At 62.6% G+C, this 25,080-nt stretch carries 23 protein-coding genes; 3 read left to right on the top strand and 20 right to left on the bottom strand.

Features of this window, described 5'->3' with window-relative positions; all coding sequences use genetic code 11:
- Nucleotides 1–32: 32 nt before the first annotated feature.
- The 5 genes from BMZ23_RS00455 to BMZ23_RS00435 form a co-directional block, all read right to left on the bottom strand.
- Complete coding sequence (locus tag BMZ23_RS00455; protein WP_093471221.1) at nt 33–734, bottom strand: ABC transporter ATP-binding protein; 702 nt, start codon at nt 732–734, stop codon at nt 33–35.
- Nucleotides 735–744: 10 nt separating this feature from the next.
- Nucleotides 745–1,512, bottom strand: coding sequence for a high-affinity branched-chain amino acid ABC transporter ATP-binding protein LivG (gene livG / locus BMZ23_RS00450; protein WP_093471218.1), 768 nt, complete (start codon nt 1,510–1,512; stop codon nt 745–747).
- A complete protein-coding gene (locus tag BMZ23_RS00445) occupies nt 1,509–2,771 on the bottom strand; it encodes a high-affinity branched-chain amino acid ABC transporter permease LivM (RefSeq protein WP_177197179.1) in 1,263 nt (420 codons plus the stop codon). Before BMZ23_RS00445 ends, livG begins: the two co-directional genes overlap by 4 nt.
- On the bottom strand, nt 2,768–3,694 hold the full coding sequence (gene livH, locus BMZ23_RS00440; protein ID WP_093471216.1) for a high-affinity branched-chain amino acid ABC transporter permease LivH: 927 nt from the start codon (nt 3,692–3,694) through the stop codon (nt 2,768–2,770). The genes BMZ23_RS00445 and livH overlap by 4 nt, the downstream gene beginning before the upstream one ends.
- Nucleotides 3,695–3,789: 95 nt before the next feature.
- Nucleotides 3,790–4,914, bottom strand: coding sequence for a branched-chain amino acid ABC transporter substrate-binding protein (locus BMZ23_RS00435; RefSeq protein ID WP_093471213.1), 1,125 nt, complete (start codon nt 4,912–4,914; stop codon nt 3,790–3,792).
- Between the two features lie 243 nt (nt 4,915–5,157).
- Here BMZ23_RS00435 and BMZ23_RS00430 point away from each other — a divergent pair, with 243 nt between their 5' ends.
- Entirely contained in the window at nt 5,158–6,261 is a 1,104-nt protein-coding gene (locus BMZ23_RS00430) for a S1C family serine protease (RefSeq protein ID WP_425431646.1), read from the top strand.
- Here the strand turns inward: BMZ23_RS00430 and BMZ23_RS00425 are convergent, their stop codons facing one another.
- Nucleotides 6,262–7,029 (bottom strand): class I SAM-dependent methyltransferase, encoded by a 768-nt coding sequence (locus BMZ23_RS00425; RefSeq protein ID WP_093471212.1) that lies wholly within the window; start codon nt 7,027–7,029, stop codon nt 6,262–6,264.
- A 526-nt stretch (nt 7,030–7,555) separates the two neighbouring features.
- Between BMZ23_RS00425 and BMZ23_RS00420 the strand changes: the two genes are divergently transcribed.
- Complete coding sequence (locus BMZ23_RS00420) at nt 7,556–8,323, top strand: hypothetical protein (protein WP_093471211.1); 768 nt, start codon at nt 7,556–7,558, stop codon at nt 8,321–8,323.
- A gap of 11 nt (nt 8,324–8,334) precedes the next feature.
- Here the strand turns inward: BMZ23_RS00420 and BMZ23_RS00415 are convergent, their stop codons facing one another.
- From BMZ23_RS00415 to cysM, 8 genes are all read right to left on the bottom strand, one after another.
- The gene (locus BMZ23_RS00415; RefSeq protein ID WP_093471210.1) at nt 8,335–8,649 is read right to left on the bottom strand and encodes a hypothetical protein; all 315 of its coding nucleotides are present in this window, start codon (nt 8,647–8,649) and stop codon (nt 8,335–8,337) included.
- A 62-nt stretch (nt 8,650–8,711) separates the two neighbouring features.
- Nucleotides 8,712–9,386 carry a tRNA (adenosine(37)-N6)-threonylcarbamoyltransferase complex dimerization subunit type 1 TsaB gene (gene tsaB, locus BMZ23_RS00410; RefSeq protein WP_093471209.1) on the bottom strand — a complete coding sequence of 225 codons (675 nt, stop codon included), beginning with the start codon at nt 9,384–9,386 and terminating at the stop codon, nt 8,712–8,714.
- A 95-nt stretch (nt 9,387–9,481) separates the two neighbouring features.
- Nucleotides 9,482–10,129: an adenylate kinase gene (adk, locus tag BMZ23_RS00405; RefSeq protein ID WP_093471208.1), complete on the bottom strand. Its 648-nt coding sequence runs from the start codon at nt 10,127–10,129 to the stop codon at nt 9,482–9,484.
- Nucleotides 10,130–10,317: 188 nt separating this feature from the next.
- Nucleotides 10,318–12,957: a phosphoenolpyruvate carboxylase gene (gene ppc, locus BMZ23_RS00400; protein ID WP_093471207.1), complete on the bottom strand. Its 2,640-nt coding sequence runs from the start codon at nt 12,955–12,957 to the stop codon at nt 10,318–10,320.
- A gap of 73 nt (nt 12,958–13,030) precedes the next feature.
- Nucleotides 13,031–13,846: a nucleoside triphosphate pyrophosphohydrolase gene (gene mazG / locus BMZ23_RS00395; RefSeq protein WP_093471206.1), complete on the bottom strand. Its 816-nt coding sequence runs from the start codon at nt 13,844–13,846 to the stop codon at nt 13,031–13,033.
- On the bottom strand, nt 13,846–16,098 hold the full coding sequence (gene relA / locus BMZ23_RS00390) for a GTP diphosphokinase (RefSeq protein ID WP_093471205.1): 2,253 nt from the start codon (nt 16,096–16,098) through the stop codon (nt 13,846–13,848). The genes mazG and relA overlap by 1 nt, the downstream gene beginning before the upstream one ends.
- The gene (gene rlmD, locus BMZ23_RS00385) at nt 16,098–17,456 is read right to left on the bottom strand and encodes a 23S rRNA (uracil(1939)-C(5))-methyltransferase RlmD (RefSeq protein WP_093471204.1); all 1,359 of its coding nucleotides are present in this window, start codon (nt 17,454–17,456) and stop codon (nt 16,098–16,100) included. The genes relA and rlmD overlap by 1 nt, the downstream gene beginning before the upstream one ends.
- Nucleotides 17,453–18,352 (bottom strand): cysteine synthase CysM, encoded by a 900-nt coding sequence (gene cysM / locus BMZ23_RS00380; RefSeq protein WP_093471203.1) that lies wholly within the window; start codon nt 18,350–18,352, stop codon nt 17,453–17,455. Before cysM ends, rlmD begins: the two co-directional genes overlap by 4 nt.
- 160 nt (nt 18,353–18,512) lie before the next feature.
- On the opposite strand from cysM, the gene BMZ23_RS00375 reads away from it, so the two are divergent.
- Nucleotides 18,513–21,224: a response regulator gene (locus tag BMZ23_RS00375; RefSeq protein WP_245748074.1), complete on the top strand. Its 2,712-nt coding sequence runs from the start codon at nt 18,513–18,515 to the stop codon at nt 21,222–21,224.
- Between the two features lie 21 nt (nt 21,225–21,245).
- Here BMZ23_RS00375 and acpS read toward each other — a convergent pair whose 3' ends face one another.
- The 6 genes from acpS to BMZ23_RS00345 are packed head-to-tail and all read right to left on the bottom strand — an operon-like array spanning nt 21,246 to nt 25,021.
- Complete coding sequence (acpS, locus tag BMZ23_RS00370) at nt 21,246–21,626, bottom strand: holo-ACP synthase (RefSeq protein WP_093471201.1); 381 nt, start codon at nt 21,624–21,626, stop codon at nt 21,246–21,248.
- Entirely contained in the window at nt 21,623–22,360 is a 738-nt protein-coding gene (gene pdxJ, locus BMZ23_RS00365; RefSeq protein WP_093471200.1) for a pyridoxine 5'-phosphate synthase, read from the bottom strand. Before pdxJ ends, acpS begins: the two co-directional genes overlap by 4 nt.
- A complete protein-coding gene (gene recO / locus BMZ23_RS00360; RefSeq protein ID WP_093471199.1) occupies nt 22,353–23,057 on the bottom strand; it encodes a DNA repair protein RecO in 705 nt (234 codons plus the stop codon). The genes pdxJ and recO overlap by 8 nt, the downstream gene beginning before the upstream one ends.
- Nucleotides 23,058–23,065: 8 nt before the next feature.
- Nucleotides 23,066–23,965, bottom strand: a complete 900-nt coding sequence (era, locus tag BMZ23_RS00355; RefSeq protein WP_093471198.1) for a GTPase Era — start codon at nt 23,963–23,965, stop codon at nt 23,066–23,068.
- The gene (gene rnc, locus BMZ23_RS00350) at nt 23,958–24,647 is read right to left on the bottom strand and encodes a ribonuclease III (protein ID WP_093471197.1); all 690 of its coding nucleotides are present in this window, start codon (nt 24,645–24,647) and stop codon (nt 23,958–23,960) included. The genes era and rnc overlap by 8 nt, the downstream gene beginning before the upstream one ends.
- Nucleotides 24,644–25,021, bottom strand: coding sequence for a DUF4845 domain-containing protein (locus BMZ23_RS00345; RefSeq protein WP_093471196.1), 378 nt, complete (start codon nt 25,019–25,021; stop codon nt 24,644–24,646). The genes rnc and BMZ23_RS00345 overlap by 4 nt, the downstream gene beginning before the upstream one ends.
- Nucleotides 25,022–25,080 lie beyond the last annotated feature (59 nt).

Here is a 25,080-nt window from a genome sequence, read left to right as displayed (position 1 = left end):
GCGCGGCTTTGCCAACCGCCAGCCATCGGCCATCACCCGCCCAGATAGGCGCTGCGCACCTGCGGATTGGCCAACAGCGCCGCGCCGCTGTCCTGCATGACGATATGCCCGTGTTCCATAACATAGCCGCGATCTGCCAGTTTGAGTGCCTGGTTGGCATTCTGCTCGACCAGAAACACCGTCACCCCTTCCTCGCGCAGCTGTTCGATGATCTCGAAGATCTGCTGGATGATGATAGGTGCCAGCCCCAGTGACGGCTCGTCGAGCAGCAACAGGCGCGGCCTGCTCATCAGCGCCCGGCCAATCGCCAGCATCTGCTGCTCGCCGCCGGACATGGTGCCGGCACGCTGCTGGAAACGTTCGCGCAGGCGCGGAAAGAGGGCCAGTACATGTTCAAGCTGACCGGCAATCGCCGCACGCTCGGTAAAAAAAGCGCCCATTGCCAGATTTTCTTCAACCGTCAGCCGCGCGAATACCCGGCGCCCCTCGGGCACCACAGCAATGCCCTTGCGCATGATTTCGCTGGTCGGCAGACCGGTCAGTTCCTCATTCTCGAAGCGGATGCTGCCGGCGCTGGCGCGCGGATCGCCACACAGGGTCATCAGCAGACTGGTCTTGCCGGCGCCATTGGCGCCAATCAGGGTGACAATCTCACCCTGTCCCACTTCCAGACTGACCTCGTGCAGGGCCTGGATCTTGCCGTAATGGGTCGATACCCCTTGCAGTTGCAGCATGCCCGGCTCCTCAGGTTTCGCCCAGATAGGCCTTGATCACGTCAGGATTGTTGCGCACCTGGTCCGGCGTGCCCTCGGCCAGCGGACAGCCCTGGTTGATCACCACGATATGGTCGGAAATGCTCATCACCAGCTTCATGTCATGTTCGATCAGCAGTACGGTGATGCCGTGCACATCGCGCAACTCGCTGATCAGCGCCTTGAGGTCGTCGGTTTCCCGCGGATTCAGGCCAGCGGCAGGTTCGTCGAGCATCAGCAGGCTCGGCTGGGTGACCATGCAGCGGGCAATTTCCAGCCGCCGCTGCTGACCATAGGCCAGGCTGCTGGCCGGCCGGTTGGCCAGCGCCAGCAGATCCACCCGCTCCAGCCAGTAGGCAGCGCGCTCCAGTGCCTGCTGCTCACTGCGCCGGTAACCCGGAGTCTTGAACAGGCCGGCCAGCAGGCTGGTATTCAGGTGACGGTGCTGGGCTACCAGCAGATTTTCCAGCAGGGTCATTTCCTTGAACAGGCGCACATGCTGGAAGGTGCGTACCATGCCCTTGCGCGCCACCTTGAAGCCCGGCAATCCCTGGATTTCCTCCCCGCGAAAGACAATCCGCCCAGCGCTCGGCTTGTAGAAACCGGTCAGGCAGTTGAACACCGTGGTCTTGCCAGCACCATTGGGGCCGATCATCGAGACGATCTGCCCCTGATTGACCTGCAGGCCAACACCGTTGACCGCCAGCAGGCCGCCAAAACGCATACTCAGATCGGATACTTCCAGCATTGGCTGACTCATGAGGTACGCAGCTCCATATGCGGGCGCTTCATCGGCAGCAGCCCCTGGGGTCGCCAGATCATCATCAGCACCATCATCAGGCCAAACAGCAGCATGCGGTATTCATTGAACTCACGCGCCAGCTCCGGCAACACGGTCATGGCAATAGCCGCCAGAATCACCCCGAGCTGCGAGCCCATGCCGCCCAGCACCACGATCGCCAGAATGATCGCCGACTCGATAAAGGTGAAAGATTCCGGGCTGATAAAGCCCTGGCGCGCGGCAAAGAAGCAGCCGGCAAAACCGGCGAAGGTCGAGCCGATGGTAAAGGCGCTGAGTTTCACCGAGGTCGGATTAATGCCCAGCGAGCGGCAGGCAATCTCGTCCTCGCGCAGCGCCTCCCAGGCCCGGCCGATCGGCATGCGCAGCAAGCGGTTGATCACAAACAGAGTGACCAGTACCAACAGCAGGGCCAGCAAATACAGAAAGATCACCCGGTGGTTGGCATTGAAGTCGATGCCGAAGAACTCGTGGAAGGTCTGCATACCCTCGCTGGCGCGCCGATTGAACTCCAGGCCGAACAGGGTCGGCTTGGGAATGCCGCCAATGCCGTTCGGGCCATTGGTCAGCCAGGTCATGTTGTTCAGCAGAATGCGGATGATCTCGCCAAAGCCCAGGGTCACGATGGCCAGATAGTCGCCGCGCAGGCGCAACACCGGAAAACCCAGCACGAAACCGAAAAACGCACCGAGCAAACCGGCCACCAGCAGGCCGGCCCAGAAGCCCATGCCAAAATACATGGCCAGCAGCGCATAGCTGTAGGCACCCACCGCATAAAAACCGACGTACCCCAGATCCAGCAAGCCGGCCAGGCCAACCACGATATTCAGGCCCAGCCCGAGCATCACGTAGATCAGCACCAGGGTCGCCAGATCGATATTGCCGCGGTTACTGAAGAACGGAAACACCAGCGCCGCAGCAATCAGAAAACACCAGAACAGCCGCTGCACGGCGCGCTGCTCAGTCAGCGAGGACAGCCGTGCCGGCATCGCCGGCAATCCCGGAATGGCCGCACGCAGGCGCCCGAGCGGGCCGCGAAACAGATTAAAGAGGAAGATAAACAGCACCGCCGCAGCGATCTTCCACAGCACATCCGGCTCGGCACCGGTCACCGTCAGACCGGTGCCGGCCGGGGTCAGGCGCACGCCCAGCAGCAGCCCGGTGAGCACCAGCACCACCGCCGCGGACAGCAATGCCGGCTTGAGATTGTTGGCGATCATACCTTTTCCACCTCCGGCCGACCGAGGATGCCTGTGGGGCGGAACAGCAGCACAAGAATCAGCAGACTGAAGGCCACCACATCCTTGTACTCGGTACTCAGATAGCCGGCAGTCAGTGCTTCAGCCACACCCAGCAACAGACCGCCAAGCACCGCCCCGGGAATGCTGCCGATACCGCCCAGCACCGCTGCGGTAAAGGCCTTGAGACCGGCCATAAAGCCTATATAGGGATTCACCACGCCGTAATGCATGCCCAGCAGCACACCAGCCACCGCCGCCAGGGCGGCGCCGATGACAAAGGTCACGGCAATCACCATGTTGGTATTGATGCCGAGCAGGTTGGTCATTTTCAGATCCTCGGCACAGGCGCGACAGGCACGCCCCATACGCGAGCGGGAAATGAACAGGGTCAGCAGGGTCATGGTGATCAGGGTGACGGCGAAAATGATCATTTGCATATACGACAGCGTCGCGTGAAAGCCCTCGGCCGGGCCGATATCAATGCCGCCGGTGATCAGACTGGGCATGGCGATATCCCGCGAGCCCTGGGCCAGACGTACAAAATTCTGCAAAAAGATCGACATGCCGATGGCCGAAATCAGCGGTATCAGCCGGTTGCTGCCCCGCAACGGACGGTAGGCCACCCGTTCGATACTGTAACCATAGGCGCTGGTTACCAGCATACTGACGATAAAAGCACCAAGGATCATCAGCGGGAGGAACTCTATGCCCATCAGCGCCAGTGCCGCCAGCACCATAAAGGCAATGTAGCTGCCGATCATGTAGACCTCGCCATGGGCGAAGTTGATCATGCCGATGATGCCGTAGACCATGGTGTAGCCGATGGCGATCAGCGCATAGGTACTGCCGACGGTCAGTCCGTTGAGCAGTTGCTGAAACAGGTAGTAGAGGGACTCTGGCATGCTGCTGCACCTGGAGAGCGGAAACGGCGGAGAAACCGGCACACAGCCGCAGACCGCCCGTCATCCGTGGATGGCAGGCAGTCTGCTGGTCAGCTTTACTCGGTCAGTGCGGTCTTGGTGGCGTCGGCGTGCCACTTGTAGACAACGAAGTTGAAGTTCTTCAGGTCGCCCTTGTCGTCGAACTCCAGGGTACCGGTGGGCGTGGCAAAGCTGTTGCTGCGCAGTGCAGCCGCGACCTTGGCGGTGTCGGTGCTGTCAGCCAGCTTGATGCCATCGGCAATCACCTGCACAGCGGCGTAGGCGGGGAATACGAAGGGGCCGGACGGGTCCTGATTCTTCGCCTTGAACGCCTCTACCAGGTGGGCGTTGGCCGGATCCTCGTCAAACGCCTTGGGCAGGGTCACCAGCAGGCCTTCGGAGGCCTGACCGGCAATCGCCGAGATATCGCTGTTGCCAACCCCTTCCGGGCCCATGAAACCGACCCGCAGCCCCTGCTCGGCGGACTGCCGCAGGATCAGACCGAGTTCCGGGTGGTAACCACCGTAGTAGACAAAATCCACACCGGCCTGGCGCAGCTTGGCAATCAACGCCGAAAAGTCCTTGTCACCGGCAGTCACACCCTCGAATACCGGCACCTCGATACCGGCCTCGCGCAGTACATCACGCACGGCGGTGGCGATACCCTCGCCGTACTGCTGTTTGTCATGGATCACTGCTACCTTCGACGGTTTGACCTGCTCGGCAATGTACTTGCCGGCAGTCGGCCCCTGCAGGCTGTCCAGACCGATGGTGCGGAATACCAGTTCATAGCCGCGCGCGGTAATGTCCGGGCTGGTGGAGGCGGCAGTAATCATCAGAATGCCTTCTTCCTCATAGATATCGGAAGCCGGCTGGGTGGAGCTGGAGCACAGATGGCCAACCACGTAGTTGATACCCTGGTTGACGATACGGTTGGCCACCGCCACCGCCTGCTTCGGATCACAGGCATCGTCGAACACCACGCCTTCCAGTTTCGCGCCATTCACGCCACCGGCAGCATTGATCTGCTCGATGGCCATCTGCGCGCCGATGAACTGCATGTCACCGTACTGGGCAACCGGACCGGTAACCGGGCCGGCCAGGGCAATACGGATGGTATCGCTGGCCGAAGCCAGGGAGGAACCGCCAAGGGCAACTGCAGCAATGACACCGGTCAGAAGGCTTTTTTGAATTCTTTTCATGTTGACTGCTCGCTGTTGATTGGACACAGGCCCCGCAGACCACCCACACGAGTGCTGCCGAACTGTACCGGTGCAGTCTAGCAACGAGTTGCGTGACTGGGAATCATGTAATGGTCATTTGCCAGAAGCACTAACGAGCAGCGTATGCAATTGCGCACGACGGCAGCAAAACTGCCTTCTACTGCCCATCTGGCCTATAATCAGGCACACGAAAAAAGCCGACCTTCAGGCATTGCCACTGCCATGCACTTACTGATTTCACTACTGCGCACACTGGGCTGGCCCGTTGCCTGCGGCCTGTTGCTGGCGCTGTTGATCATCCAGCAGCGTCCGGACTGGGTTGGGCTTGACCAGACACCGGAGCTGGCTCTGTCCAATGACAGCCCGCTGACCAGCTCCTTCAGCCAGGCCGTTCAACGGGCGGCCCCCGCAGTCGCCAATATCTACACCAGCAGCAATACCAGCCCGACACTGCGCGACTATGCCGAGCAACCCGGCATGCCGGCGAGGCGGCAGTCCAGCCTGGGCTCGGCGGTCATCCTCAGTGCTGACGGTTACCTGCTGACCAACAATCATGTAGTGGCCGGTGCCGAGCATATTCTGGTGGCGCTGAAGGATGGTCGCGAAGCACTGGCACAACTGATCGGTACCGACCCGGAAACCGATCTGGCGGTACTGAAAATCGACTTGCCGAACCTGCCCAGCGTGACCATTGGCCCGGAGAATGCCCAGCGCACCGGTGATGTGGTGATGGCTATCGGCAACCCCTTCGGCCTCGGTCAGACCGTGACCCTCGGCATTATCAGCGCGACCGGCCGTAACCAGCTGGGGTTGAATACCTACGAGGACTTCATCCAGACCGACGCAGCGATCAACCAGGGCAACTCCGGCGGCGCGCTGATCGATGCGCGTGGCCGACTGATCGGCATCAATACTGCGATCTTTTCCCAGTCCGGCGGCTCACAGGGCATCGGTTTCGCGATTCCGGCACGGCTGGCGGTGGAAGTGATGCAGGCGATCATCGAGCATGGCCGGGTCATTCGTGGCTGGCTCGGGGTCGAGGTGCAACCGCTGACTCGGGAGCTGGCCGAGTCCTTCGGGCTGGAGCGTGCCGAGGGCATTGTGGTGTCCGGGCTGTACCGCGATGGTCCGGCACGACTGGCCGGTCTGCTGCCCGGCGATGTGATCCTGCGCATTGACGGCCAGCCGGCCGGCAATGGTCGTCAGGCGATGAACCAGGTAGCCCGGGCCAAACCCGGTCAGCGCATCACCCTGGATATTCTGCGCAATGGTCAGCCGATGCAATTCGAGGCGGAGGTCAGCATCCGCCCCAGCTTTCAGGGCTGATCAGGCCTCCAGCTTGCGCTTGCCATAGATATCATAGCGACTCGACTGCCCGTCCAGCCTTGCACTGGCTGGCGGCCCTTCAATCGCCGGCGCCTTGCGCGGACGTTTCACCACCACCCGGTGACTGGCCAGCGCCAGCGCCGCCGCCAGCAGTTGTGGCGCATCCGGGTCATCGCCGGCCAACGGCCGGAACAGGCGCATTTCCTTTTTCACCAGCGCCGACTTGTCGCGGTGCGGAAACATCGGATCCAGATGAATCACCTGCGGCACCGGCCCCTGCCAGTCGGCCATCAGGCTGATCGCATCCCCTTCGATCAACTGCATGCGCGCGGCAATCTGCGCCACCTCACCACCCGCCACCAGCGCCCGCTGCAAGCCATCCGCCAGCAGCGCGGCAATCACCGGCTGACGCTCGATCATCAGCACCTCGCAACCCAGTGCGGCCAGCACAAAGGCATCCCGCCCGAGTCCGGCGGTGGCATCCAGCACCCGCGGACGCAGCGCCCCGCGCACGCCAACCGCGCGCGCCACCATCTGCCCGGCGCCGCCGCCATGCACACGCCGATGCGCCAGCGCGCCCTCGACAAAGTCGACCCTGACCGCCCCCGGCGCCCCCGGGCTGCAGTCACGCAGTTGCAAGCCTTGCCCAGTGCACTCCAGCAGCAGACCAGCCGCCGCTTCAGCCTCATCCAGCAGCGCCAGCCCAAGCCGCTCGGCCAACTGCAACGCCTGCTCACGGCTGGCAGGTCCATCCCAGCTGACCCGCATATCCGTCTTGATGCTGTGCACTGTGTTTCAACCTCCAAACCCAACTGTTTTTAAGAATGGGCCATAAACTGCGTAAAAAATTTCAGGACGCGCTACCCGGTTGCCGGTTCTGGACCGTCGATAGCCAGGGATGGCTAGCGGCGAGCCCCCAGGGGTGAGACAAGCGCTTGCGAAGCATTGCTTCGCGCGCAGTCGAACGCCTGACAATCTGTGATTGGAAGGCCGGCCCGCAGGGGGTTCACGGCGTGTCCAGAACTGGCAACCGGGTAGTGCGCTCGCACGGGCGAACCCAGATCAATGGTTTTAGCTTGCCTGTGCATGCTTGATTGCCAATGGCGGGTTCTGGACACGCTGCAAGTACGTCCCTGTAAGCTCGCGCCCAGCCATCCATGGCTGGGCACGGTCCAGAACCCGCCATCGGCAACCAAGCCATATAATTTAGCCAGCATGACTAAAGCCATCACTTTGCCAGCCGATACAGTAGCCATCGACCTGAGCTGCCCTTGGCAGAATGCGAGTGTACCCGATGCTGAATGCCCTGCCCTCCGCCAGTCAGACCATCACGCCCGCGCGTGACGGCGACCTGCGCGATGAAGTCCGGCGGCGCATGGATGAGGACAAGGATTTCCAGATCCTGCGCAATGCCCTGAAAATCGACATCAAGGAGCAGCAGGCCAAGGCCACCGACAGCCCGCCCACCGAGCAGACCGCCGTCAGCCAGGTCCAGCAGGTAGACGCGACCCTGCAGATGATCGAACAGCGCAGCCTGAATCTGGAAGTGCGCGCCAACCCCGAACCCCAGGTCACCGACCCGCTGGTACTGGACCTGAGCGGACGCGGCATCCGCACCTCCGGCATCGACGCCGGCGTACGCTTTGACCTGAACGCCGACGGCAAAGCCGAACAACTCAGCGTTCCGCTCGGCGATGCCGTGCTGCTGGCGCTCGACCGCAATGGCAACGGACGCATTGATGACGGCCGCGAACTGTTTGGCGACCAGCACGGCGCCGCCAACGGCTTCGAGGAACTGGCGCGCTTTGATGACAACCGCGACGGCCGCATCGATGCCAATGATCAGATTTACCAGCAACTGCAGGTACTGCGCTTTGCCAGTGATGGCAGCCAGCAACTACAGGGCCTGAAGGACGCCGGCGTAGCCAGCATCAGCCTCGACTACCGCAACACCCGGATTGCCCTGAATACCTACGACAGCATCGCCCAGACCGGCAGCTTCACCCGCCATGATGGCAGTGAAGGCATGGCGGCTGATCTGCTACTGGCTGGCAGGGCTTAGGAAGGAAGGCTTCAGGCGTACAGATCGAGGCCGAATACGGTGTCGGCGGCCTCATCCAGCGGCAACTGGGCCGTCGCCTGATAACTGGCCAGTGCCTGGGCACCCTTGCCGTAGACCGGCGGTGCGCTGTCACGCCGCGCCGGGATATATTCGGCACTCGGCGCACTGGCACTCAGGGCGCGCGGCGCAAGGTTGCGGGGTGGTTCGGCGGGCGCAGCAGGCGCGGTTTGACCGGCGCGCGTCGGCTCACTGTTGGGCGGCGCGACAACAGCGCGGGGACTGCGATCAGCCAGTCCGTTCCAGGGTGAGAAACCGTCCAGACGCATGTGCGGGTTCCAGTGAGATTCCTGATCAGTCTATGCCAGCTCGCCGATAGCAGCAAGCCAGCTCAGGGACGCGCCTTGGGCGTCGCCACCTTGTCACGCAGATATACCGGCTGCGCATCGGCAGCATCCAGCACCCGACCGGCCTGCCACTCGGGCAGTGCCAGATCCAGCAAATCGCGCGCATCGGGCAGCATCTGCGGCCAGCTCTGACTGGCACTGACCGCCAGTCGCCCGGCATATTGCCAACCGGTGCCGGCACCAGAGCAATCGGCGAAGCCACGCGGCAGCTCGACCTGCTCAGGCGGCAATACCGCCTCCAGCCCGCACAGCTGCATCACCCCGTCCTGCTGCTGGTAACAGCCCCAGTACACCTCGTCCATCCGCGCATCAATCGCCGCCGCCACCCGCTCGGCGCCGTGCACACGCCAGGCCTGCTGCGCCAGTGCCGCCAGATCGGAGACTGCAATCACCGGCCGCTGAATCGAGAAAGCCAACCCCTGCACCAGTCCGGTGGCAATCCGCACCCCGGTAAAGGCCCCGGGACCGCGCCCAAACACCAAACAATCGACCGCCGACAATGGCAAACCGGCCTCGGCCAGCAGCTCCTCGAGCATCGGCAGCAGGCGCTGGGCGTGCATGCGCGGGATCACCTCGAAGCGCTGCAACAGGCGCCCCTCATGCAACAGGGCAGCCGAACAGGCTTCGGTGGCGGTATCCAGGGCAAGCAGCGTGGTCATGGGGAAAATCCGGTGGTCAGATCAGGCGGCGATTGTAGCCAAAACGAAAAACCCGTGCGACCCGAAGGCGGCACGGGTTGTTTCAGGCAAAGCGATCAGGACAGCGCAGCCAGTACCTTGGCAGTGATCTGGTCGACGCTACCGACACCCTCGACACAGGCGTACTTTGGCGTGCCCTTGTCGGCGGACAGCTTCTGGTAGAAATCCACCAGCGGCTTGGTCTGGCTGTGGTAGATGTCCAGACGCTTGCGGACCGTGGCTTCCTGATCATCATCACGCTGGATCAGGTCCTCACCGGTCACATCATCCTTGCCATCCACCTTCGGCGGATTGTGCTGCACGTGGTAGACCCGACCGGAACCCGGGTGTACACGGCGACCGGACATGCGCGAGACAATCTCCTCGTCGTCCACGGCAATTTCCAGTACGCAGTCCAGCTCGACGCCGGCCTCGACCAGTGCCTCGGCCTGCGGAATGGTGCGCGGGAAACCGTCAAACAGGAAGCCCTTGGCGCAGTCATCCTGAGCGATACGGTCCTTGATCAGACCGATGATCAGCCCGTCGGACACCAGTCCGCCGCTGTCCATGACTTCCTTGACCTGCTTGCCCAGTTCGCTGCCGGCCTTGACCGCGGCACGTAGCATGTCACCGGTGGAAATCTGCGGAATACCGAAGCGCTGGCAGATAAACTGGGCCTGGGTGCCCTTGCCTGCGCCGGGGGCGCCCAAAAGAATGACTCGCATGATGGCAACTCCTCGTTAAACGAAACCGTGGCCCATATTGCCCTTGAGGAAACGGGCAAGATGGGCAAGTGCCTGTCCGCGGTCACATGCCGGGATTTTGTGACAGGTCACACAAATTCGGTAATAAAAATGGGCGTTCAAAATACACGCCAAGGTCTTGCAGCACAAGCAAGACCTTGGTCGCAGGCTCAGCCGGTATTGCGCATACCGGCAGCAATGCCGGCCATGGTCACCAACAAGGCCCGTTCCAGAGAGGGATCAGCCGCCTCGCCCTGACTGCGGGTACGCGCCATCAGCTCGGCCTGCAGCAGGTGCAACGGGTCGGTATAAGGGTTACGGATGGCCACCGACTCGCCCAGCGCCGGATTATGCGCCAGCAGACGCTCGCTGTCGCGCAGTTGCAGAATCACCTGCACGGCATTCGCCAGCGCCGTCCGCAGACGCTCACCCAATGGCCACAGGTCAGCATCGGCCAGTCGCTCCTCATAGAAGCGGGCAATCCCGGCATCGGCCTTGGACAACACCATCTCCAGCATCTCGACCCGCGCCAGAAAAAATGGCCAGTCCTGCATCATTTCCCGCAGCCGCTCCACCTCACCGGCCTCGATCAGCTCGGCCAGCGCCTGCCCGGCCCCCAACCAGGCCGGCAGCATCAGCCGCGTCTGGGTCCAGGCAAAAATCCAGGGAATCGCCCGCAAACTCTCGATACCGCCGCCCACCCGGCGTTTCGCCGGACGACTGCCGAGTGGCAGACGGGCCAGCTCCTGCTCTGGGGTGGCCTGGCGGAAATACTCGACAAACTGCGGTTCCTCGCGCACCACGCCGCGATACACCTGAACCGAACGATCCGCCAGCTGCTGCATCAGTTCGCGCCACTCGGGGCGTGGTGCCGGCGGTGGCAACAGGGTCGCCTCCAGCACCGCACTCAGGTACAGCTGCAGGCTCTGCACCGCAATCCACGGCAGGCCGAACTTGAAGCGGATCATCTCGCCCTGCTCGGTTACCCGCAGTTGCCCCTTTACCGAACCCGGTGGCTGCGAGAGGATCGCCATGTGCGCCGGCGCCCCGCCGCGGCCGACGGTGCCCCCACGCCCATGGAACAGCCGCAGGCGCACGCCATGCCGCGCGCACACTGCCACCAGCGCCTCCTGGGCGCGGTACTGGGCCCAGCCGGCCGCCAGCGCACCGGCGTCCTTGGCCGAATCCGAATAGCCGATCATCACCTCCTGCTGGTCACCGGCCAGTTCCCGGTAACCGGGCAGCCCGAGCAGACGATCAACCACCGCTTCGGCACGCTGCAGATCATCCAGTGTCTCGAACAGCGGGGCCACGCGCATCGGCCAGTCAACCCCGGATTCTTTCAGCAGCAGCCGCACCGCCAGCACATCGGAGGCCTGACCGGCCATGGAGATCACGTAACTGCCGAGCAGTTCGGCCGGCTGCGCCGCCACCACCGCGCAGGTTGCCAGCACTTCGGCGGTTTCCGCCGAGGGCTGCCAGCGTGGTGGCAGCAAGGGCCGGCGCCCGGCCAGCTCATTCAGCAGAAAGTCGCAGCGCTGCGACTCGTCCCACAGGTCATAACGGCCCAGTCCGAGGTATTCGGTGAGCTCGCCGAGGGCCGCAGCGTGTCTGGCCGCATCCTGGCGGATATCCAGCCGCACCAGCCCAAGTCCAAAGGCACTGACCCGGCGCAGGGTGTCCAGCAGGGCGGCATTGGCGATCCGCTGCATGCCGCAGGCGAGCAGCGAGGCGTGGCACAGCAACAAGGGCTGACGCAGCTGTTCGAGGTTCTGCAACACCTCGGTTGGCGGCTCCAGCTCGGCATCCAGCGCCGCCTGCGCCCAGTCGCGGGTGGCCAGCAAACGCGCACGCAACTGCTTGAGAATCACCCGGTAAGGTTCAAAGGAAGGACCGCTGAGCGCCAGCAGTTCATCCGTTGCCTGCTGCATCGATAACTGCGAGATCAGTTGTTCGATATCACGCAGGTACAGATCGGCGGCCATCCAGCGTCCCAGCAGCAGTACCTCACGGGTTACCGGCGCGGTGACGTTGGGGTTGCCGTCGCGGTCGCCGCCCATCCAGGAGGCGATGCCTATCGGTGCTGCCTCAAGCGCCAGCGGCGCGGCTCCGACCGCCTGCAGCGACTGATCGAGTCGCTGCAGAAACTGTGGAACCGCCTGCCACAGGGAATTCTCGATAACTGCAAAACCCCATTTCGCCTCGTCCACGGGGGTCGGGCGGCTACGGCGGATTTCATCGGTATGCCAGGCTTCGCTGATCAAACATGCCAGGGCATCGCGCAGCGCCTGACGTTCGCTGGTGCACAGGTCACGGTGATCGGCGCGCGCCAGCTCGGCGGCAATCGCATCATATTTCTGGATCAGTGTGCGGCGACTGACCTCGGTCGGATGGGCAGTCAGCACCAGTTCGATATCCAGCGCAGCCACCTCGGCGGCCAGCCGCTCAGGTGCATGCCCCTCATGCAGTAAACGTTGCAGCAGCAGATCGACACAGACGTCCTCGAACGGCAACGCCTCATCGCAGCCACGCCGACGGATGCGGTGGTGCTGCTCGGCAATATTGGCCAGATTGAGGAACTGGTTGAAGGCCCGGCATACCGGGAGCAACTGGTCATCAGGGATGCCATGCAGCTCGGAGAGTAGTGCCCGTTGGCCGTCGGCGGCATCCCGGCGACTGCGCTTGGCGCCCAGGCGGATACGCTCGATGCGCTGCAGGAAGTCTTCGCCAAGGTGTTCCCGAATCACATTGCCCAGCAACTCGCCGAGCTGGTGAACGTCATCGCGCAGGCGGGCATCTATCTCGGGCATGGCAGGGCTCCGGCAGCATACATGGAAGCCTCAGCATGGCCATGCTCCAGTGATCTTGCAAGTCCCCGGGAGACTACAGGCCTTCTACCTTGGCCTGATTCCACAGGGCATCCAGCTGTGCCGCCGAACTGCCCTCGACGCGGGCGCCGGCTTCCCGCAGACGGGACTCGATATAACGAAAGCGCTGCTCGAAGCGCTGGTTGCAGCCGCGCAGCGCGGCCTCGGCATTCACTTGCAGGTGCCGCGCCAGATTGACCACGCTGAACAGCAGATCACCCAGCTCAGCGGCCATCCGCTCCGGCTGATTGGCTACCAGTGCCTCGCGCAGCTCGGCCAGCTCCTCATCCAGCTTGTCCAGCACCGGGGCCAGTTCGGGCCAGTCAAAACCGGCGCTGGCAGCACGCTTTTGCAGCTTTTGCGCACGGCTCAGGGCGGGCAGCGCCAGCGGTACATCATCCAGCAGCGACAGCTGCTCAGGTGCCTGTGCCTGCCCGGCGCGCTCCTCGGCCTTGATCTGCTCCCAGCGCTCGGCCACCTGGGCAGACTGCAGCCCGGGCCGCGCAGGATTGCCATGCAGCTGGCCATCGGGGAATACATGGGGATGTCGGCGCAGCAGCTTGCCGACTATGCCATCGACCACCGCTGACCAGTCGAAACTGCCCTGCTCGCTGGCCAATTGGGCATAGAACACCACCTGAAACAGCAGATCGCCCAGTTCGCCACGCAGCTGGCCGAGGTCACCCTGTGCTGCGGCATCCGCCACCTCGTAGGCCTCCTCCAGGGTATGCGGCACCAGACTGGCAATGCTCTGTTCCAGATCCCAGGGACAGCCCGTCTGCGGGTCACGCAGGCGACGCATCAATAACAGCAGGTCGTCGATGCCGTGCATCAGCGCCGGCCCTCCTGGCGGTTGCGCCGCGCCTCGATGACATTCGGCAACTGGCCGATCCGGCCGAGCAACCGGCCAAGCAACTGCAGGTCGGGAATCTCCACGGTCAGCAGCATCAGCGCGCTGTTGTCATCCTTGTTGGTACGGGTACTGACCTCAAGCACATTGAGCTTTTCATTGGCCAGCAATTGCGAGACGTCACGCAGCAGCCCCGAGCGATCATAGGCGCGAATGGATATCTCCACCGGGTAGGTACGCACCGGCTCCCGCCCCCAGCTGACCTCTATCAGCCGCTCGGATTCGCGGTCCTGCAGCTGCATGGCGGTGGCACAGTCGGCGCGGTGCACGGTGACACCGCGACCGACGGTGATGTAGCCGATGATCGGATCGCCCGGCACCGGCTGGCAGCAACCGGCCAACTGGGTCAGCAGGTTGCCGACGCCCTGGATATGCACATCGCCACGCCGATCGCTGGGTGGCCGCGAGGAACGTCGCGGCAACAATTCCAGCTGCTCGCTATGGGCTTCAGGCTCGACCAGTTGCTGGGCAACATTCACCACGTGGGCCAGTCGCTGATCACCGGAGCCGACCGCAGCAAACAGGTCCTCCTGGGTGCGGATGCCCAGACGATCGATCAACTGGGCATAGTCGGCACCGTTCAGCGCCAGCCGGGTCAGCTCGCGCTCGAGCATCAGCTTGCCGGCCTGCACATTCTGTTCACGGGCCTGCTGCTTGAACCAGCCCTGCACCTTGGCCCGCGCCCGCGAGGTATTCAGGTAGCCGAGGTTGGGATTCAGCCAGTCGCGGCTTGGTCCGCCCTGCTTGCCGGTAATGATCTCCACCTGCTCGCCGGTCTGCAGCACATAGGTCAGCGGCACTATGCGGCCATTGACCTTGGCGCCCCGGCAGTTGTGGCCGATCTCGGTATGAATGCGGTAGGCAAAGTCCAGCGGCGTGGCGCCCTTGGGTACGTCGAGCACATGGCCGTCCGGGGTGAACAGGTAGATACGATCCGGCTCGAAATCGACCCGCAACTGATCGGCCAGACCGCCGATATCGCCCATCTCCTCGTGCCATTCAAGCACCTGGCGCAGCCAGGCAATCTTGTCTTCGTAGGCATTCGAGGCGGTATCCACATCGGTGCCCTTGTAACGCCAGTGCGCACAGACGCCCAGCTCCGCTTCTTCATGCATATTGCGGGTGCGGATCTGCACTTCCAGCACCTTGCCCTGCGGGCCGACCACCGCGGTATGCAGCGATCGGTAGCCATTTTCCTTGGGATTGGCGACATAGTCGTCGAACTCGTTGGGAATGTGCCGCCACAGGCTGTGCACCACACCGAGCACCGCATAGCAGTGCGGCAACCGTTCGACCAGGATGCGCACCGCGCGCACGTCATACACCTGGTTGAAGTCGATGCCCTTGCGCTTCATCTTGCGCCAGATCGAATAGATATGCTTGGCACGGCCGCTGATATCGGCCTCGATGCCGGCCTCCTCCAGCGAATCGCGCAGTTGCTGCATGACAGTGTCAATGTACTGCTGGCGATCCAGCCGGCGCTCATCAAGCAGCCGGGCAATCTGCATATACTGGTCCGGCTCCAGGTAGCGGAACGACAGGTCTTCCAGTTCCCACTTGATATGACCGATCCCCAGCCGGTGAGCCAGCGGCGCATAGATGTCGAACACCTCGCGGGCGACCCGGTAGCGCTTTTCCTCCGGCGCGTTCTTGACCGCACGGATGGCACAGGTACGCTCGGCCAGCTTGATCAGCGCCACCCGCACGTCGTCGATCATGGTTACCAGCATGCGTCGCAGGTTTTCCACCTGCGCCTGCGGGCTGAAGGCGGTGGCCCGCGCCGGATTTTGCGATACGCTGATCGCCGCCATCCGCTGCACCCCGTCCACCAGCCCAGCCACAACCTCGCCAAAACGGTGTTCAACCTCGGCCAGATCGGTCTGCCGCTCGCGCACCGCGCGGTAGATCACCGCCGCCACCAGCGAATCCTGATCCAGCTTAAGGTCGGCAAGGATCTCGGCCATTTCCAGACCGGTGCGGAAACTGCTGGCACCCTCGGCCCAGAAGTTCTCGGCGGCAATCGCCTGACGCTCGAGGTCGCGCGCCCACTCGCAGGCCTCCAGCAGCACCGCCGGCGAGGTCAGCGGCACGCGCTGCTGGATGCGCTCCAGCCAGACGTGAATATTGATGCTGCCATCGGTATTGACCGGTTGCTGCGCCCTGACCTGAACCATCAGTTACTTCCTCGCTGCTTGATGCCTGCACGGCAAAACAAGGCCATGGCCTCGACATGCGCGGTCTGCGGGAACATGTCCAGCAGACCAATCCGTTGCAATCGATAGCCCTCGGCAACCAGCAGCCCGGCATCACGCGCCAGGGTCGCCGGATTGCAGGATACATAGAGAATGCGCTGTACCTGTGCCTGCGCCAGCTGCTGTACCAGCGCCTCGGCGCCATCACGCGGCGGATCCAGCAATGCCGCAGCGTATTCGCCGGGCAGCAATGCCGGCTGCAGCGGCTTGGACAGGTCGGCGGCGAAAAAGTGCAACCCTTCAAGGCCATTGTCACGCGCATTGTGCTGCGCCTGCTCGACCATGGCCGCACTGCCCTCGATACCGGTAACCCGTGCGCCCCGACGGGCCAGCGCCAGGGCGAAGTTGCCGACCCCGCAGAACAGATCGAGAATAGCCTCGCCCGCCTGCGGCGCCAGCCACTCCAGCGCCTGGGCCACCATTTGCTGATTGACCTGCGGATTGACCTGGATAAAGTCGCCGGGCGCAAAGCCCAGCTGCAACCCCTGACCTGGCAGTGCATAGGCAAGTCGGGCCGCCGGATTGTTCAGGCACTCGGCGGGCTGATCGCCCGCCAGCAGCCAGCAATCAATCGCCTCGCTGGCGGCAAACTCGATCAGCCGCTGCCGGTCGGCCGCCGGTGGCTGACCGATATGCCGCACCAGCAGGGCCTGCGCTGCACCGCCGAGCAATTCGGCATGCCCGAGCCGGGCACGACTGTCGAGGCTGTTGAACAGCGGCGCCAGCCGGGGCAGCAACGCCTCCAGCCGGGGCTCCAGTACCGGGCACTGCCCAACCTCCACCAGCGCATTGCTGCTGCGCTGGCGAAAGCCCACCTGCACCCGCCCGGCTTCCGGCAACAGGGCCACCCGACAGCGCTGCCGGTAGCCGTACTCCGGGCCGCGCAGCGGTTCGGCCCATTGCTCCGGCTGCACCCCGGCGAAGTGCTGCAACTGCTGCTGCAGGGCCTCGCGGCGCAGCGCCAGCTGTTGCCCGGCCGGCATGTGCTGCAGGCTGCAACCGCCACACAGGGCAAAGTGCGCACAGCGCGGTGTCAACCGTTCAGGTATGGCCTGCAGCAGGGTTTCCAGCCGCGCCTCGACCAGCTTGCTGCGCGCGCGCTGCACACGCGCCTGCACCTGCTCACCCGGCAGTGCGCCCTCGACAAAGGTGGTCACCCCGCGCCAGCGGCCAATCCCGCGTCCGTCATGGCTGAGCCGCTCGATCACCAGCTCGATACGTTGACCGACCGCTGCCGGTCCGGCACTCGGCTGACGTGGTCTGCCGCGCTGGCGACTCATGGCTGCTGATAGATACCGGTGGACAGGTAACGATCCCCCCGGTCACAGATGATTGCCACTATCACGGCGTTCTCCACCTCGGCAGAGATGCGCAGCGCGGCGGCCACCGCACCACCGGAGGAAACCCCGCAGAAAATACCCTCTTCCCGAGCCAGACGGCGCATCACCGCCTCCGCCTCCTGCTGCCCCATATCCACCACCTGATCGACCCGGCTGGCGTCGAAAATACTCGGCAGATAGGCCTCCGGCCAGCGCCGGATACCGGGAATCGAGGCACCCTCGATCGGCTGCAGACCAACGATGCGGATCTCCGGATTCATTTCCTTGAGGTAACGCGAAGTGCCCATGATGGTACCGGTGGTACCCATCGAGCTGATGAAATGGGTAATGCGACCATGCGTATCACGCCAGATTTCCGGACCGGTACCGTGGTAATGCGCCAGCGGATTGTCCGGGTTGGCAAACTGGTCAAGCACCTTGCCCTTGCCCTCGGCTTGCATCTGCAGCGCCAGGTCACGGGCTCCCTCCATGCTCGCCTCACGGCTGACCAGAATCAGTTCGGCACCGTAGGCGGTCATCGCTGCCTTGCGTTCCTCGGTGGAGTTGTCCGGCATGATCAGGATCATCCGGTAGCCCTTGATCGCCGCCGCCATTGCCAGGGCGATCCCGGTATTGCCGGAGGTCGCTTCGATCAGGGTGTCGCCGGGCTGTATTTCACCACGCCGCTCAGCCTCGCTGATCATCGATAGCGCCGGCCGGTCCTTCACCGAGCCGGCCGGGTTGTTGCCCTCCAGCTTCACCAGAACGGTATTGCTGGTCTTGCCGGGGAGCCGCTGCAGGCGCACCAGCGGGGTATTGCCGATAAAGTCGGCAATGGTGGGAAATTCATTGTGCATGGCTGTTGTATTCCGTCGCTTGTCCGGCCTGCAGTCGGCTGCAGAGGCGCACACCGCCCGACGCGCTTATCAGCCGGCGGGCAAAAGGCATATGATAGCGGCAAACCCCGGCCAAGGCTGCACAATGACTCAAATCGGCATAAAGGCACGACTGCTGCTGATGACTCTGGTTCCCGCCAGTGTTCTGGCAGTAACTCTGGGTATCTTCTTCAGCTGGCAGCATATCAGTCTGCTGGAACAACAACTGCTCGACCGTGGTCTGATGACTGTTGAGCATCTGCGCACACCGGCCTACAACAGCCTGCGACAAGGTTCGGAAGAAACATCCCGTCAACTGCTCAAGCGCGCGTTGAACCACACCGATGTACGCGCAATCAGCCTCTATGATGCCGAACAGCAACAACTGCAACACAGTGGCCCGGTGATGTATCCCCCAACCCGCACCCTGAGTCTGAATCACCAGACGCTCTACAGTGGCGTTCAGATTCAGGCCAGCGAACACAGCCGGCGCTTTCTGTTACCACTGACCGATACCGACGAACTGCTGCATGGCTGGCTGGAAGTCGAGCTTGATCTGCACCCGACCCGACTGCAGGGCTATCGGGCGCTTCTGGCCATGCTCGCAGCCATCATCACCGGGCTGGGCTTCAGTGCTCTGGTCGTCAGCTTACTGGGACGACACATCACCGACCCGGTGGCACGCCTGAACCAGGCCATCCAGCACATCAGCCGCGGGCAATTCGATATCCGCCTTCGGGATGCCGGCAGCCGCGAACTGAATGACCTGGCCGGCGGTATCAACAGCATGGCAGCCGCCCTGCAAAGCGCCCAGGGCGAAATGCAGCAGAACATCGAGCAGGCTACCGAGGATCTTCGCCAGACCTTGGAAACCATCGAGGTGCAGAACATCGAACTGGATCTGGCACGCAAGGCTGCCCAGGAAGCCAGTCGCACCAAGTCGGAATTCCTCGCCAACATGAGCCACGAACTGCGCACACCGCTGAACGGGATTCTCGGCTTCAGCAATCTGCTGCAGCGTACCGAGCTGAATCCCCGCCAGCAGGAGTATCTGGGCACCATTGAGAAATCTGCCGACAACCTGCTGGTGATCATCAACGAGATTCTCGACTTCTCGAAAATCGAGGCCGGCAAACTGACCCTGGAAAACCTGCCGTTCAATCTGCGCGACCTGGTTCAGGATACGCTGACCATGCTGGCTCCGGCCGCCCATCAGAAAGACCTGGAACTGGCCAGTATCATCTACCGCGATACCCCTCTGGGGGTCAGCGGCGATGCGCAGCGAATCAAGCAGGTACTCGCCAACCTGATCAGCAATGCCATCAAATTTACCCGCCAGGGCTCGGTATGCGTAAGGGTCATGCTGGAAAACGAGGATGCCCACCAGGTATTGCTGCGCATCAGCGTTACTGACACCGGTGTGGGCCTGAGTGCGGAACAGCAAAAATCACTGTTCCGCGCCTTCAGTCAGGTCGACAACTCGCTGACCCGCCAATCCGGGGGTACCGGCCTGGGGCTGGTGATTGCCAAGCGTCTGGTTGAACAGATGCAGGGAGAAATCGGCCTGCACAGCGAACTCGGCCGGGGCACCGACTTCTGGTTCACCCTGCGACTCAACAAATCCCGACAGGTCAGTGACGACCTGCCGGTTCGCCCCTTCGAAGGCATGCGTGCCGCCGTGCTGGAACCTCACCTGCAGTCGCGCCAGTCATTGCAACACGCGCTGGAGGATCTGGGCCTTCAGTTGCGGCTGTTCAGCGACCTGCAACAACTGGATCAAACCCTGCGCCAGCCACCGTCCGGCCAACCACCGATGGATCTGGTGGTGTTGAGCACCCGCCTGGACAATTTCAGCCCGCAGGATGTGATTCAACTGGCTCGAGACTGGGCTGTACGTGATCTCGGCCGCATCATGCTGTTGAGCGACAGCCATGAGCACTATCCCGAACTCGACTCACTCCCGCAGAGTCACTGCCAGTCACTGAGCCGCCCCGTCTGTCACCGCAAACTGTACCGTGCAGCCTCACGGCTGCTGCACCCGGACACCAGCCGCCAGGACAGTCTCGACCAACTGCCACGCGTGGACGGTGTGAGCGTGCTCTGTGTTGATGACAACCCGGCCAACCTGCGGCTGGTCCAAACCTTCCTGCTGGAAATGGGCGCCCGGGTCCTGACTGCCGAGAGCGGCGAGCAGGCGCTCGCACTGCTGGCTGACCAGCCGGTCGACCTGATCTTTATGGATGTACAGATGCCCGGCATGGATGGGCGGCAAACTACCGCCGAACTGCGCCTGCGTGAACAGCAAAGTGGCAGCCCGACCGTCCCCGTGATCGCCCTGACCGCCCACGCGCTGGCTGACGAGCGTCGCCAGTTGCTGCTGTGCGGCATGAATGACTATCTGTGCAAGCCGATCACTCCGGAACAACTGGGCCACTGTATTCGCCAGTGGACCGGCCAGGAGCCCATGCAGGCCAATACCGGCAGAGCGACAGCGGCACCTTCGACACCGAACACCGACAATATCCTTGCCGTTCTCGACCTCAACGAAGGTTTGCAACTGGCCGCTGGCAAGCAGGACCTGGCACAGGACATGCTGGACATGCTGTTGAAAGGACTTGACGAGGAGTACCGCCTGATCGAAGCGCTGGCCACCGGCAACCAGCATGCGGAACTGCTGGAGCAGGTTCACCGGTTACACGGTGCCACCCGCTATTGCGGCGTGCCGCAGTTGCGTGAATGTTGCCGGGTAGCTGAGGAATCGCTGAAACTGGGCAAGGATTACCGGTCCAGCATTGACAACCTGCTGCAGGCCATCCGTCGTCTGCAACAGCAAGCCCGGAATCTGCAGAGCTGACAGGCCTTCGCCGGCAAGGCTTCAGGCCAGTGACCACACCACAAAGGCCATGGCGTGATCACGTTCGTCGGTTAGCGACAACAGCAGGCGTCCGCCACCGCCGGCCTGTAACAGTTCGGCGGCCCGTCCACTGAGTTCCAGCAGCGGCGCACCGCGGGCATCATTCAATACCCGCAACTGTTGCCACGACAGCCCGTCAGCCATGCCGGTGCCCAGCGCCTTGAAAGCCGCCTCCTTGGCGGCAAAACGTTTGGCCAGGTAACGCGCCGGCTGCCGATGGGTAACAAAACGCTGGTACTCGCTATCCTGCAGAATCCGCCGGGCAAAGCGCTCGCCATGGCGCTGCAATGCCTGCTCGATACGCTCGACCAGCACCAGGTCGGTGCCTATACCCCGAATCACCGCGGGCCAGCCGCGCGCTCAATCAGCTCACGCATATCCACCACCGCCTGATGCAGACCACTGAACAGCGCCCGGGCAATGATCGCATGGCCGATATTCAGTTCGTTGATCCCCGGCAGCGCGGCAATCGGCTGTACGTTGTGGTAGTGCAGGCCATGACCGGCATTCACCACCAGCCCCAGACGACGCGCCTCGGCCAGCCCGCTGCGGATCTGCGCCAGCGCCTCGGCCTGTGCTGCACCGGAGGTCTCGGCGTAATGACCGGTGTGCAACTCGATCACTGGTGCTTGCAGCTCACGGGCCATGGCGATCTGGCGTGGATCGGCATCGATAAACAACGACACCTCACAACCCAGCTCACTCAATTGCTCGATAGCCGCCTTTACCCGTGCTCGGTTACCAACCACATCCAGACCACCCTCGGTGGTCAATTCCTCGCGCCGCTCGGGTACCAGGCAGACATGCGCCGGACGGATCTCTGCGGCAAATGCGAGCATTTCATCGGTTACCGCCAGCTCGAGATTCATGCGGGTTTCCAGCACCTCGGCCAGCAGCCGAACATCGCGCTCCTGAATATGCCGGCGATCCTCGCGCAGGTGCACGGTAATGCCGTCAGCACCGGCCTGTTCGGCCACCAGCGCCGCCTGCACCGGGTCAGGATAACGGGTGCCTCGCGCCTGTCGAAGCGTGGCGATATGGTCGATGTTGACACCCAGCAGAACGCGATCAGTCACGGTCGGACTCCTTGAGAGAAAGAAACAGTTGCCGGCTGTGCAGCGGCTTGTCACCAAGCAGCCCGGCCAGCACCAGACGCATCAGCCGCTTGGCCGTGGGCAGTGCCTGTGGATGCTGCCAGTCAGCGGCGGCAAAAGCCAGCAACCCGGCCCCGGAAAACAATTGCGGGGAGGTCTGCCCGGCCACCGGCTGCAAGCCTTCACCAGCCTGCCAGCAATAGCTGCCATCCGACTGCAGGGGCGCTTCCTGGGTGTCATGGCTGAGGCTGAAGGCATAGCCCAGCGCCTCCAGCAACTGCCACTCGAACTGGCGCAACAAGGGTTCAAGTGGCTGTCCGTCAGCCAGCGCCTGCAATACTGACTGGTAGGCGGCAAACAGCAGCGGCTGCGCCTCACCCTGGGGCATCAGCCGCAACAGCAATTCATTCAGATAGAAACCACTGAACAATGCGTTGCCGTGCAGGCGCGGTGCGCTGCCGGCAACCTCGGCCTGGTGCACGGTGGCCAGCTCACCCCGTCCGCCCAAGGCCAGCAACAAGGGGACAAAGGGCTGTGGCTGCGGAGCACGACGGCCACGGGCACCGCGCCAGACTGCACGCAATACACCCTGGTCAAGACAGAATAAATCGACCAGCGCACTGCTATCGCGCCAGGGCCGCACATGCAGCACCCAGGCCGGGCGCAGCTCGGGCTGCATGGCCGGCCTCAGTCGAAGTGGTAGCCAAGCGAGTGCAAGGCCCGCTCGTCATCGGACCAGCCGCGCTTGACCTTGACCCAGAGATTCAGCATGACCTTGCTGCCGAACAGCTTCTGCATGTCCAGACGGGCTTCCTGGCCGATCTTCTTCATCCGCGCACCGCCGTCGCCGATGATGATCTTCTTCTGGCCTTCCCGCTCGACCAGAATCAGCGCATGGATATGCAGCACCGGGCCTTCCTGACTGAACTGTTCGATTTCCACGGTGACCTGATAGGGAATTTCCGCCCCCAGTTGGCGCATGACCTTTTCGCGCACCAGCTCGGCTGCCAGAAAGCGCGAACTGCGGTCGGTCAGCTGGTCTTCCGGGTAGAAGTGCTCGCCCTCGGGCAAGCGCTCGGCAATCAGTTGCTCCAGATGATCAAGATTCTGCCCGTGCAGCGCCGACACCGGCACCACCTCAGCCTCGGGCAACTGCTTGCTCAGCCACTCAAGGTGCGGCAACAACTCTCTCTTGTCTTCCTGACGGTCAACCTTGTTGACCACCACAATCACCGGGCAACGTACGTTCTGCACCCGCTCCAGCACCATCTGGTCCTCGTCGGTCCAGCGCAGCCGGTCAACCAGAAACAATACAAGATCGACATCGCGCAGGGCCTGGGTGGCCGTGCGGTTCATAAAGCGGTTGAGCGCCTTGTCGTTATCCTTGTGGATACCGGGGGTGTCCACATACACCGCCTGTACCGGCCCTTCGGTCTTGATACCCAAGAGGGTGTGGCGGGTGGTTTGCGGCTTGCGCGAGGTAATTGCCAGCTTCTGACCAAGGATATGGTTGAGCAGGGTCGACTTGCCGACATTCGGCCGGCCAACCAGGGCCACATAACCGCAACGGCTGGTGCTATCAGTCATTATGTTTCTCCACGCCAAGGGCGATCAGTGCCTGTTGGGCTGCCTGCTGCTCAGCAAGGCGCCGGCTGTTGCCCTCGCCGAACGTCGGATCGCCCAGCAGGCTGACCCGACAATCCACCCTGAAAACCCGGCAATGGGCCTCGCCACTGCTATCAATCACCTCGTAACGGGGTAACTCGCACTGGCGCGATTGCAAAAACTCCTGCAAGCGGGTCTTGGGGTCCTTGTTGGTATCCACCAGCGTCAGCGCTTCGATATGCTGATCGAGCCAGGCCAGTACCCTCTCACGCGCCGCCTCCATGCCGGCATCCAGATAGATACCGCCAATTAAGGCTTCGGTAGCGTCGGCAAGAATCGATTCGCGGCGAAAACCACCGCTCTTCAGCTCGCCAGATCCCAGCCGCAGATGGTCGCCGAGCTCAAAGCCCTTGGCGAGCTCAGCCAGGGTAACGCCCTTGACCAGACGTGCGCGCAGGCGCGACAACTGTCCTTCACGGGCCTGCGGGAAGCGCTGAAACAACGCCTCGGCCGCAATAAAATTGAGAATGGAATCACCGAGAAACTCCAGGCGCTCATTATTACGCCCGGCAAAGCTGCGGTGGGTAAGGGCCAGCAGCAGCAGCTCCTGGTCCTTGAACTGATAGCCAATCCTGCGTTGCAGTCGGTCTAGCTTGTTGGTCACTTTAAGGGTCTGATTATGTGTGTTTCATCGAAATGCACCAGCAGGTCAAGGCTGCGCAGCAGGGGCGCTCGCACCTCGTACTTGATGGTCACGCTATAGGTATCGGTACCGCTGCTGACAATGGTGACAATTTCCGACCCCTTGAGATCGCGAATGCCATTGACCGTCATGCCCTTGTCGATATGCGTCTGGAAGTCACGGATGGAACGGATGTTGATGCTGGCATCATCATTCACCGAGGTCACTATCTTGCGCAGCGAGAAGTGGTCCATATAAATCGGTAGCAGCTTGGTCGCGACCAGCATGCCGAACACGATCAGGGTAACTACTGCAAGCCAGCCAAAGAACGACATGCCTTTCTGGGTGTGGCGCATTGTGACCTCTCTACATCCGTTGTTGATTATTGTCTTTGTTGATTTTGCAACACATGAAG

The organism is Halopseudomonas yangmingensis, from assembly GCF_900114825.1.
GTDB lineage: Bacteria > Pseudomonadota > Gammaproteobacteria > Pseudomonadales > Pseudomonadaceae > Halopseudomonas > Halopseudomonas yangmingensis.
The sequence above is the reverse complement of the archived record's forward strand: the minus strand, read 5'-3'. Positions and strand labels throughout refer to the sequence as shown.